General features: G+C 45.4%; 11 protein-coding genes. 7 read left to right on the top strand and 4 right to left on the bottom strand.

All coding sequences use genetic code 11. The features are described from left to right. Nucleotides 1–1,897, bottom strand: a 1,897-nt coding sequence (locus ICN31_RS00400) for an NADP-dependent isocitrate dehydrogenase (protein ID WP_216257539.1), incomplete at its 3' end; no start/stop codon positions are given. A gap of 236 nt (nt 1,898–2,133) precedes the next feature. On the opposite strand from ICN31_RS00400, the gene ICN31_RS00395 reads away from it, so the two are divergent. Beyond that, nucleotides 2,134–3,336 carry an MFS transporter gene (locus ICN31_RS00395; protein WP_216257537.1) on the top strand — a complete coding sequence of 401 codons (1,203 nt, stop codon included), beginning with the start codon at nt 2,134–2,136 and terminating at the stop codon, nt 3,334–3,336. On the opposite strand, the gene ICN31_RS00390 is transcribed toward ICN31_RS00395, so the two are convergent. Then, entirely contained in the window at nt 3,333–4,349 is a 1,017-nt protein-coding gene (locus ICN31_RS00390; RefSeq protein WP_216257536.1) for a DUF6352 family protein, read from the bottom strand. The genes ICN31_RS00395 and ICN31_RS00390 overlap by 4 nt on opposite strands. Before the next feature lie 88 nt (nt 4,350–4,437). Between ICN31_RS00390 and ICN31_RS00385 the strand changes: the two genes are divergently transcribed. After that, nucleotides 4,438–4,785: an FKBP-type peptidyl-prolyl cis-trans isomerase gene (locus tag ICN31_RS00385; RefSeq protein WP_216257534.1), complete on the top strand. Its 348-nt coding sequence runs from the start codon at nt 4,438–4,440 to the stop codon at nt 4,783–4,785. Nucleotides 4,786–4,872: 87 nt separating this feature from the next. Here ICN31_RS00385 and ICN31_RS00380 read toward each other — a convergent pair whose 3' ends face one another. After that, nucleotides 4,873–5,862 carry a transglycosylase SLT domain-containing protein gene (locus tag ICN31_RS00380; protein ID WP_216257532.1) on the bottom strand — a complete coding sequence of 330 codons (990 nt, stop codon included), beginning with the start codon at nt 5,860–5,862 and terminating at the stop codon, nt 4,873–4,875. A 506-nt stretch (nt 5,863–6,368) separates the two neighbouring features. On the opposite strand from ICN31_RS00380, the gene ICN31_RS00375 reads away from it, so the two are divergent. Continuing rightward, nucleotides 6,369–7,394, top strand: coding sequence for a DNA/RNA non-specific endonuclease (locus tag ICN31_RS00375; protein ID WP_216257530.1), 1,026 nt, complete (start codon nt 6,369–6,371; stop codon nt 7,392–7,394). Here the strand turns inward: ICN31_RS00375 and ICN31_RS00370 are convergent. Next, nucleotides 7,386–7,628, bottom strand: a complete 243-nt coding sequence (locus ICN31_RS00370; RefSeq protein ID WP_216257528.1) for a DUF3820 family protein — start codon at nt 7,626–7,628, stop codon at nt 7,386–7,388. The two genes, ICN31_RS00375 and ICN31_RS00370, sit on opposite strands and share 9 nt — an antisense overlap. Nucleotides 7,629–7,783: 155 nt before the next feature. On the opposite strand from ICN31_RS00370, the gene ICN31_RS00365 reads away from it, so the two are divergent. The 4 genes from ICN31_RS00365 to ICN31_RS00350 are packed head-to-tail and all read left to right on the top strand — an operon-like array spanning nt 7,784 to nt 10,474. Beyond that, entirely contained in the window at nt 7,784–8,698 is a 915-nt protein-coding gene (locus tag ICN31_RS00365) for a DUF6662 family protein (RefSeq protein WP_216257518.1), read from the top strand. Nucleotides 8,699–8,706: 8 nt separating this feature from the next. Further along, nucleotides 8,707–9,240 carry an FMN-binding protein gene (locus tag ICN31_RS00360; RefSeq protein ID WP_216257517.1) on the top strand — a complete coding sequence of 178 codons (534 nt, stop codon included), beginning with the start codon at nt 8,707–8,709 and terminating at the stop codon, nt 9,238–9,240. Beyond that, on the top strand, nt 9,237–10,058 hold the full coding sequence (locus tag ICN31_RS00355) for an FAD:protein FMN transferase (RefSeq protein ID WP_255530852.1): 822 nt from the start codon (nt 9,237–9,239) through the stop codon (nt 10,056–10,058). Before ICN31_RS00360 ends, ICN31_RS00355 begins: the two co-directional genes overlap by 4 nt. Continuing rightward, nucleotides 10,055–10,474, top strand: a complete 420-nt coding sequence (locus tag ICN31_RS00350; RefSeq protein ID WP_216257512.1) for a hypothetical protein — start codon at nt 10,055–10,057, stop codon at nt 10,472–10,474. Before ICN31_RS00355 ends, ICN31_RS00350 begins: the two co-directional genes overlap by 4 nt. Nucleotides 10,475–10,481: the final 7 nt, after the last annotated feature.

Raw genomic sequence — 10,481 nt, 5'->3', positions numbered from 1 at the left:
GCGCCAAGATCTTCACCTTAGCATTGCCTGTCTTATCGCTGACATCTTCTAGAGAGACTGCTAGAGCCAAGAACTCCCCTAAGGAATCCCAGCGTAAGTGATTTTCTTCAACTAGCTGCTGAACGTGCTTTGGAGCAGAGCCCCCAGCGCCCGTTTCAAAGAGTCCGCCGCCTGCCATCAAGGGAACAATCGACAACATCTTCGCGCTAGTTCCTAATTCCATAATGGGGAACAAGTCAGTGAGGTAATCGCGCAAGATATTGCCAGTAACAGAGATAGTGTCCTTGCCACGAATCACACGCTCGAGTGTGTAACGCATTGCACGAGTCTGAGACATGATCTGAATATCTACACCCTTCAAATCATAATCTTTGAGGTAGGCATTTACTTTCTTAATCAACTCTGCTTCGTGTGGACGGTACTCATCCAACCAAAATACTGCTGGAGTATTAGAGAGGCGAGCACGGTTGACAGCCAACTTTACCCAGTCACGAATCGGGGCATCTTTTACTTGGCACATACGCCAGATATCACCCTCTTCTACATGTTGTTCGAGCAACACAGTGCCATCATCAGATACGACACGGGCTACACCAGCTTCAGTGATTTCAAAAGTCTTGTCGTGTGAACCGTACTCTTCAGCCTGCTGAGCCATCAAGCCCACATTAGGCACGGTACCCATGGTAGTTGGATCAAAGTTACCGTGGGTCTTACAGAAATTAATAATTTCTTGATAGATACGTGCAAAGGTACTTTCTGGAATCACTGCCTTGGTGTCATGTAGGCGTCCATCGGCCCCCCACATCTTGCCACCAGCACGAATCATCGCTGGCATAGAAGCATCTACGATCACATCGCTTGGGGAATGAAGATTGGTAATGCCTTTGGCTGAGTCCACCATTGCTAATGCTGGGCGGTGCTCATGACAAGCATGCACATCTTGAATAATTTCTTCGCGCTTAGACTCCGGCAGAGTCTTGATCTTCTCGTACAAGCTGCTCATACCGTTATTGACATTGACGCCTAACTCTTCAAACAGCTTGGCATGTTTTGCAAAAGCATCTTTGTAAAAAATCTTGACAGCGTGACCGAACACAATCGGATGAGAGATCTTCATCATGGTGGCCTTCACGTGCAAGGACAACATCATGCCAGTCTTGTAGGCATCTTCAATCTCTTTTTCGTAGAACTCACAAAGCGCTTTCTTGCTCATATACATACTGTCGATAATCTCGCCAGCGAGTAATGAGACCTTGGGCTTGAGCACAGTCGTCTTGCCGCTCTTGGTGACCAATTCCATTCTCACATCGCATGCTTTAGTCATGGTCATAGACTTTTCGCCAGCGTAGAAGTCACCGCCATGCATATGTGATACGTGAGTGCGGGAAGCTTGGCTCCACTCGCCCATTGAGTGGGGGTGTTTACGGGCAAACTGTTTCACGGCATTGGGTGCGCGACGATCAGAGTTGCCTTCACGCAAGACTGGGTTTACCGCACTACCCAAGCATTTGGAATAGCGGGCACGAGTTACTTTTTCTTCCTCGCTCTTAGGATCATCTGGAAAATTGGGGATTTTGTAGCCCTTCAATTGCAATTCTTTAATGGCTGCAAGTAATTGAGGTACCGAAGCGCTGATATTAGGTAGCTTAATAATGTTGGTGTCTGGCAATAAAGTCATCTTGCCAAGCGCTGCCAAGTTATCAGGTACTTTTTGCTCGGCCGTCAGACAATCGGAAAACTCCGCGAGGATACGCGCAGCAACAGAAATATCACTCTTCACAACCTCAACACCAACTGGCTCTGTAAAGGTGCGAATAATTGGCAGAAATGCACAAGTTGCCAAGAGCGGCGCCTCATCTGTCAGGGTGTAAATAATCTTTGATTTCTCGGCAGCCATGAATGTTTCCTCAATATTTAAAAATGATAAGGCCAGGTTTTTACCCAGCCAGTCTCACATCCTCATTTTGCAAGCCGCTTTTAGCGCACCCATTGCCAATGAAGGGAGTCCTCCATTTTAAATCATCGGGCTTGGCAAAATTGCTAGATTTAAAGCCCAAAAGCCCCCAAGACGCCCAATTTCAGGGAATCCAATAAATCAGCTAGGTCTCACAGATTCCCCGTAAACTCCATCCCATGACCAACAAGCACCCCTTGCTCAACAAAAACCTGGTGCTCCTCATTATTTGCCAGGGCCTCTTCCTGACCAATAACGTCACCTTTATTGCCATTAATGGCTTGGTTGGGTTTAGCCTTGCCCCTGTCGGCTGGATGGCCACTTTGCCGGTAATGGGTTATGTCGTAGGCGGCGCCTTCTCCACCTCGATTGTTGCTAAATCCCAAAATTACTTTGGCCGAAAGATTTCTTTTCAGTTAGGGCTATTAGTAGCAGTACTTTCGGCACTCTTATGCGCCTATGCAGCGATCACTCAAAATTTCTGGTTGCTGGTCATGGGCACTTTTATTGCTGGCTACTATAGTGCTAACGGACAACTCTACCGTTTTGCTGCTGCTGAGCTGACTGATGCAAGCCAGCGAGATAAGGCGGTGTCCTGGGTTCTGGCTGGAGGCATTCTGGGCGCAGTCGTAGGACCCAACCTAGCCTCTTGGACGCGCGATCTATTTGACACTGCTTTTTTAGGTGCCTACCTCACGCTCTCAATAGCGGGCACGCTAGGAATCTTTGTTATGCAGTGGATTCACTTTCCAGAAGAATTTAAAACTTCGCATGCACTATCAGATGGGAGGCCACTTAAGGCCATCCTGCAGCAGCCTGTCTTTATGGTTGCCATCATTGGTGCCGCCTTGGGTTATGGTGTTATGAATTTACTCATGGCAGCAACTCCTCTAGCGATGCAAATCTGTGGCTTACCTTTTTCAGACACAGCCTTAGTATTGGAATGGCATGTGATTGGCATGTTCGCACCAGGATTTTTTACTGGATCTCTGATTCAACGTTTTGGCACCCTCAAGATTATGGGTGTTGGCGTCTTCCTGAATTTTGTTTGCATCTTGATAGCATTAACTGGTACAGATCTTCACCAATTCCTGATTGCACTCTTTTTACTAGGGGTTGGTTGGAACTTTTTATTTACTGGCTCGACCTCTTTGGCCATGAATGCTTATCAGCCTAATGAACGAGACAAAGCTCAAGCAGCAATTAACTTCTTTGTCTTCGGAACGATGGCCTTTAGCTCATTTGGATCCGGTGCATTGATTACCTCACAGGGTTGGAATTTCCTCAACCTGGGATCACTATTACCCGTTGTGGTGACTGCAGCAGCTTTGTTATGGCTCGCCTTTCAGAATAGAAAGCAGAAAAAAGAGCTGTCAGCTTAAGAAGTTTTTGCGAGCGGCAAATTAAACAAGAGATTTTGGGGTTTGAGTTTGAGTTGCTTTTGCTCATTCATGGCAATCGCCATATAGACTGGCTTACCCGCCTGCGCTTTCGCTAGTGCTGCCTCATCAATAAAATCGAGACGAAACAGACAAATCACTTTCTCTAACTCATCAGCCTCAACAGACTCTTTGTTGTAAAGCTTATTCAGAATCTCGGTCGCTACCGCATCTAAGCCAACATGCCATGACCACTTTGGATCACTAATTTGCTGCATGGGAGTAATACGTACCCTAACCCCCAGAAAATGTTCTATCCATTTTTCCAACACACGACAAAAGTGATTGATAGGCTCATGCCCAAAGTTCAGCTGTACTGCGAAATCAAAATCCTCGTTTCGAGCCCAGTACTCAGTCGCATTTTCTTCATGCAAGACATCTAAATCAGCTGACCTCATCGTCATGGATTTACCTTTGAGTAAGTCCATAATGTTCCCAGTGTCACCGGCTTGGGCGTTACGGGAAACTGTGTCTTCATCAGCACCCATCACAATCGCATCTTCGAGTACAGTAATCATTTGGGTTCTGAAGAATAATTCACCCATGCGTACTTCTAAGGGTTGGGCTTGATCACCTAAGATATGTCTCACAAAGATCTGGGCCAATTGGGCAACAAACAAAGGCGGCACATCAACGCCCTCGCCCTTAAATAGGCTCATATAAAAACCCTCTAGGGAGCTTGCAGCCAATAGGCGTGCCCGATAGCGCAACCAGACCCGGTAGTTTTCTTGGATATCCTCATCGGCCATAGTAGCGATTTCATGATCAGCAATATCAGCACGGGGGTTTTGTATCAAACGCTGATGGAGGGATTGCTCAATCGCACAAGATTCTGGAACTAAGCTCAGCTCAGGCCTATGTAAGTAGGTTCGCAAAAAGTCATCAGTCACCAAAAGCTGATGATCTGGGCTAACCAAGAGGGTGTTGTATGCGGAGTTGGGCCAATAATTTGTCATGTAATGGAGCCAAATGAGGCTCTCCATCAGAATTAATAAGGCTCAGAATATACTAGCCAGTCAATTTGTGTGAAATAGGAAAAATACCATGAGTGAACTCAAAAAAATCGATACCGTTGTGGGCGACGGTAATGAAGCGGTAGCTGGCAATCACGTTGATGTGCATTACACAGGCTGGCTCTATGACGAAAATGCAGAGGATCATAAGGGTCAGAAGTTTGATAGCTCATTAGATCGCGGCCAGCTATTCAGCTTCCCATTAGGCGCAGGTCATGTCATTAAGGGCTGGGATGAAGGCGTTGCTGGCATGAAGATTGGTGGCAAACGTACGCTGATCATTCCTTCGGATATGGGCTACGGTCCCCGTGGTGCAGGTGGCGTGATTCCACCTAATGCCACTTTAGTATTTGATGTTGAGTTGCATGGGGTAAATTAAACCCCATCAGATCCTCCCTGACGGAATGTAAAAAGACCACCCTTGGGTGGTCTTTTTACATGTTCTGCGATTTAAATGCCACTCACATTACGAGCGCACATCCTTGCCATTTAGGGAAAAACGATTTGTAGAACCAGTTTGACAAAGACTAATCAGACGATTTCTTTCGGCCAAGACTTTATCGGCATAACCACCATCATGCTCGGCATTAGCAGCACCTACGTAGTACTTCAAACCGTTACGCAATGAGCCTGCGGTGGCAATCAAGTACTTCAAAATATAGGCGCCCACCCGAATATTCACTTCAGGTTTAACAGCTTCAGTCGTGCCACCATACAACTCATATTTATCTTTATGGACTGAGGTCATGACTTGCATGAGACCTTCAGCACCAGCATGACTCTTAGTAGTCGGGTTGAAGTTTGACTCCACTGAAATCACAGCCAATAAAAGCACTGGATCAATGTTGACTTCTTTTGCAACCAAAATGGTGTTCGATACATACTCTTCAATCTTGGCACGATCAAGCTTATATTTCTTCTCAAAGAAATCAGCAACCGCACGTTGATTCTGAATTGAGCCCATCAAGTTGCTGTCTAGCGCTTGGGGGTCAATCTTGGAAGTGGGAATGCGATCGGCCAAATGGGAAATCGATTTGACCTGGATCTGCCCAACTGAGGGCATCAATAAAGCAACCGTCTGCTGCTTAGCGCTATTCAAGCCAGTCGGGATTGGATTTAATTTATTACTATAGATCACAGCAGCAATTTCAGAATCAGCCATCTGGGTGGGGCTATCGTTTTTAGCCTTATATTGCTCTAGCATGCCAAAGCCATTACTCCAGACAATATTACGGGCTTCATCTGGAACCAAGATACGGGCCAAATCAAAGGCTCCCGCATTTGTACCGTTACCAGATAGCCAAAGACCTACCACCATGAATACAGCAACTACGAGTACGCCATTGATGACTCGGTAAACCGGAGTCATAGCATGCGCCAGAAGATCTTTGGCGGCCAGAGATGCTGACTGCTGATCTTGCGACTCACTCAAATTGTTTGTTATGCATTTACTCATCTATTAATTTGCGACACCCCTTAAACCTAGACACAGGTTTATGTTGCAGCGCAATATCTAAAAAACATGGGTCATCCTAAAAAGGTTCTTATATCAAGTCAAGCATAACAAATGTTATTTCAATAACTTTTTGATATCAAAATACGGTATCTCCCATAGGTGCCTTCTCATATTGGTATTTAATCTATTTAAATCAATCGCTTATAAAAGTTAGGGGGCACTAATTTCATACTGTAAAAAAAGGGGTAAATTCTGATTTTTTTTCGATTTGAGGGGAAAAATTATCCCCAAAAACCGTACATCTAGTGTTTGAAGTCAAACTTATTTCTACCGGTAGTAGCTATCCCAAATTGCTGCGAGGCATTATTTTCAAAGCACTTCTTAGGGTAAAAGTCGCCCTTACCCAAAGAAAAACGCTCTCTTGGGGCTCAATTCTGATTGGCTCCACAGCTAGCCTGGATCAAAAAGAAGTGGGAGCTTGCTTGACCCCCATAAACTGACGTCCTATGAAAACTCTTCGTAAGCTTCTTGCACTTACCGTTCTTCTCGGACTCCTCAGCCCCTTTAGCGCCTTTGCCCTATTTGAGGAATGCAAGGATCTGTTTCCCCAGCAGCAAATCCCTAGCACCCCAGAGGCGGGGCGAGACCTCTGTTTTGATAGCTTTGCGGTTTATTACTCCCCTAGAGATAAGAAGCCTATCTATACCGTCGAGAAGCTGAGTCGAGAGCAACTTTCAGCCCCTCACCCCAAAAGAAGTAATCAGTTTTATGAAGAGGCTAGGCTGCCATTAGCAGAGCGCTCATTGCTCTCAGACTACCGTGGTAGTGGCTATGACCGTGGCCATAACGCTCCAGCGGGAGATATGACTAATGAGCAGTCAATGGCCCAGTCCTTCTCGTTGGCAAACATGATGCCTCAGGCCAGACAAAATAATCAGGGCATTTGGGCTAAGAATGTAGAGGAACCGACTCGGCTCTATGCCAAAAGAGTGACTAGTGATATTTTTGTGTATACCGGCTCTACTGGCAATAGCGGGAGTATTGGTAGTAGTCGCGTCACTATTCCAAGTCATTTATATAAATTGGTATACGACCCAAGCAAGAACTTAGCATGGGCCTATTGGATTGAAAATACTAACGAAGCCCAGATGAGCCCGCCGATCTCTTATCAAGAGATCGTTCAGAAAACAGGAATTGATTTTCATCTGCCACTTAATACAGGAATTGCCGCATCCAAAGCAATATCTTCTGAGGCCAAATCAAGCAAGGCCACAATCGGGGGCTGGTATCCGGTCTTTTTTGATGAGTACTCGTCTACTAAGCTAGATCAACTTATCAATAGTATTAAAGAAGGTCGGGTAACGAGTATTGAGATTCAATATGACCGCAATAGCGATCTAGCTAAAAAAATTGCTGCCCAAATTGGATCGCAAACATCAATTACTCCTGGCTTGCTTCAAAGTAGTCCGCCTGATTCTGCAACAGTGACTTATGAGCGTAACCGAGTCACTGCAATCGTTCGATCAAGATAATTGCTGCCTAGCCTTCAAACCATGTGCCCGCTGAATGGGTGCCAAAAGCCCACGCAAGCCATTGTGATCTAACGTGTGCATCAGCTCTAGTAGCTGACCCAAATCCCCCTTAGGAAATCCTTCCCTTGCAAACCAGGCTAAATAATTTCCTGGCAGCTCTGCTAAAGCACGCCCAGCGTATTTGCCATAGGGCATCTTCATTAAGACAAGCTTCTCAAGATCTTCAGCATTCATTGAACTGAAATCTTACAAGCAAAGACGATAAACCCCACAAGTAATGCCATTTATAAGGGCTCAGTCATTTTTTCTATTTGAGAATCATTCTCATTTAGTGGTATATTGAGAACCATTCTCATTAAGACTTTTTCAACCACTAACGAAATATCACTATGAAAATAACCATCAAAAGACTGATTGCCTTTAGCTTCATCCTCGCAACAGCCCTTCATTTTTCTTTTGCCCATGCAGGTGAAGGAGTGTTTGGTTGGATCTATACGCTAGATCTTCAACCCAAAGGCAAGCTGGAATTTGAACAGCGCCTGCAGTTAAATCAACAACAGGCAGCGGGAACTTATGAAGCATGGACCGCGAGATCAGAATTGGAATATGGCTTAACAAATGATTTGCAAGTCGCGGGCTATATCAATTCGTATTACACCAATGCCAGTCAGAACTACACCAACCCTGAAGCCTGTGGCGACGAGCCAACTTGTACTGGGGGCTATGCAGTGCCCTCCTCGCACGACCCTGCTAGCGCATACAGAAAAAGTGGTATTGAAGGCGTCTCGCTCGAAGCCATTTATCGACTCACTAATCCAGTGACCTCTCCTGTCGGAGTTGGCTTCTATTTCGAGCCTACCTGGGGTAAAAATAAAGATGAGCTCGCAGCTAGACTCTTATTACAGTCCAACTTCATGGATGATCGCCTCATATTTGCTGGCAACGTCGTAGTTGCAAATGAGCGCCTGAAGTTTATTGAGAACGGTAATGTGCCTGAGTCTATGCTCGATTTTTTAGTAGGTGCTAGTTATCGCTTTGCTCCGAAGTGGTCAGCAGGCGTAGAGGCTCGCTTTCATAACGATTACTCAGAACTTAATCTCCGTAACCAAGTACAACGTGCTACCTTTGTCGGCCCCAATATGCACTATGCCTCTAAAGACTGGTGGGTAACCGGCGCCTGGCGCTATCAACTTGCTGGTGGTAACTGTATGGGTGGTGGCGAAGCGGAGTGCTCTAACGCTCGAGTCTGGGACAGCCACACCGTGAATGAATTTATTCTCAAAGTTGGCTTTCCATTGAACTAAAGATAGCGATGAACTGGAAACCAAACCCCTTTGCAATCCTTGGCCTAGCAATGCTAAGTGCGCCCATCATTGCCCAGGCAAAAATTTATGTGAGTGCAGAGCAAGCACAAAAAATTCTGTTTCCTAATAAGCAACTAACAAAAGCACCTATCCTCGTTACCGATGATCTACAAGAAAGAATGCGGTTGGCATCAAGTATTCGCTATCCTTTTCAAGGGGATCGCATCTGGAAGGTTGCCGATGGAAGCTGGCTGATCATTGATGAAGTAGTAGGTAAACACGAAATGATTACTTATGCCGTGGGGATCGCCCCCAACGGCAGTGTTTTAGGCATCGAGATTTTGGAATACGTTGAATCTTATGGCTATGAGGTAGCAGAGGCCCATTGGCGTCAGCAATTTGCCGGCAAGACTGTAAAAGATCCCATCAAGCTCAATCAAGATATTCAGAATATTGGAGGCGCAACCCTTTCTTGTAAACACCTGACCGATGGCGTGAAAAGAGTGCTAGTTTTATATGACTTGGCATTAAAACCAAAATGATGGTGCGCTGCCAAGTCCTTTTGGGAACATTTGTTGAAATCTCAATCGATCAAGACGATAGTCAGGCGCTTGACAAAGCATTTGCTGCAGTAAAACAGATTCAAGATCTGATGGGTTTTCATTACCCTGTAAGCGAGCTTAGTCAAATTAATCGCTGGGCCCATCAAGTGCCACTCAAGATTCATCCGTGGACCGCACAAGTTCTAAAAATTGCTCAAGAGGTTCACAAACAATCCAATGGTTTATTTAATTGCGGCGTTGGCCATCGACTGGTAAGTGCAGGCCTATTACCACGTCACATGAATTTATCTAACCACCAACTGGGCGGAATCGAAGATGTTCATTTCCTAGACTCAGAGCTCATTACTTCCCCAAAACCCCTCTGCCTAGATCTTGGAGGAATTGCTAAAGGCTTTGCAGTGGATAAGGCCGTAGAGAGCTTGATTGCACATGGAATCAAATCTGGCTGTGTCAATGCAGGGGGCGATCTTCGGGTATTTGGACAATCTCCAAGATCAATACAAATTCGCAATCCAGTTGCACCAATGGAGCTAATCGATATTGGCTCATTACAAAACGGAGCCATTGCGACTAGCGGCCTCTACTTTACCAATCGAGATCAGCAGCAAAGCCACATCATCAATCCCTTTGCGCAAGATGAATCTGAAGCGCATATTAATTTCTCAGACTCCTATTCCATTATGGCAAATGAATGCGTTTATGCAGATGCCCTAACTAAGGTACTTGCTCTCTCGAGTGCGCTTAATCACCCTTGCCTAAAGTACTTCTCTGCTCAAGCTATCCGAATTACTGCATGAGTCGTTTAGGAAAAATGCCTACTTGGCAAAGATCACTTGTGATTGGCGGTATGCTGGCCTGCTCTATTAGTGGAAGCTTATATCTCATCGGTCATGAATTTCAGATTCAAAGATCAACTTTGGGAAATCACAATGTACTGGCTTTGCATGGAATTTTTGCGATGATTGCTACTCTCGCCCTAGGCTCAGTTCTACCCTTTCATTTAAAGGCTGGCCTTAAATCTAAAAAGAAATGGATGAGTGGCTTTAGCCAATTGGGTCTTTTGCTAGCCCTACTCACTACTGGAGCTTTACTCTATTACGGACCCGTTGAAATTCGAGATAGCGTTGTGATCACCCATTGGGTGGTGGGACTTATATTCTTTGCTATTTTCTTATTGCATGGTGTCAGAAAAGTAGAAATTTTCCGCTCTTAACATTTAT

Origin of the sequence: Polynucleobacter sp. UB-Piko-W3 (assembly GCF_018881635.1) — a bacterium.
Taxonomy (GTDB): Bacteria; Pseudomonadota; Gammaproteobacteria; order Burkholderiales; family Burkholderiaceae; genus Polynucleobacter.
The sequence above is the reverse complement of the archived record's forward strand: the minus strand, read 5'-3'. Positions and strand labels throughout refer to the sequence as shown.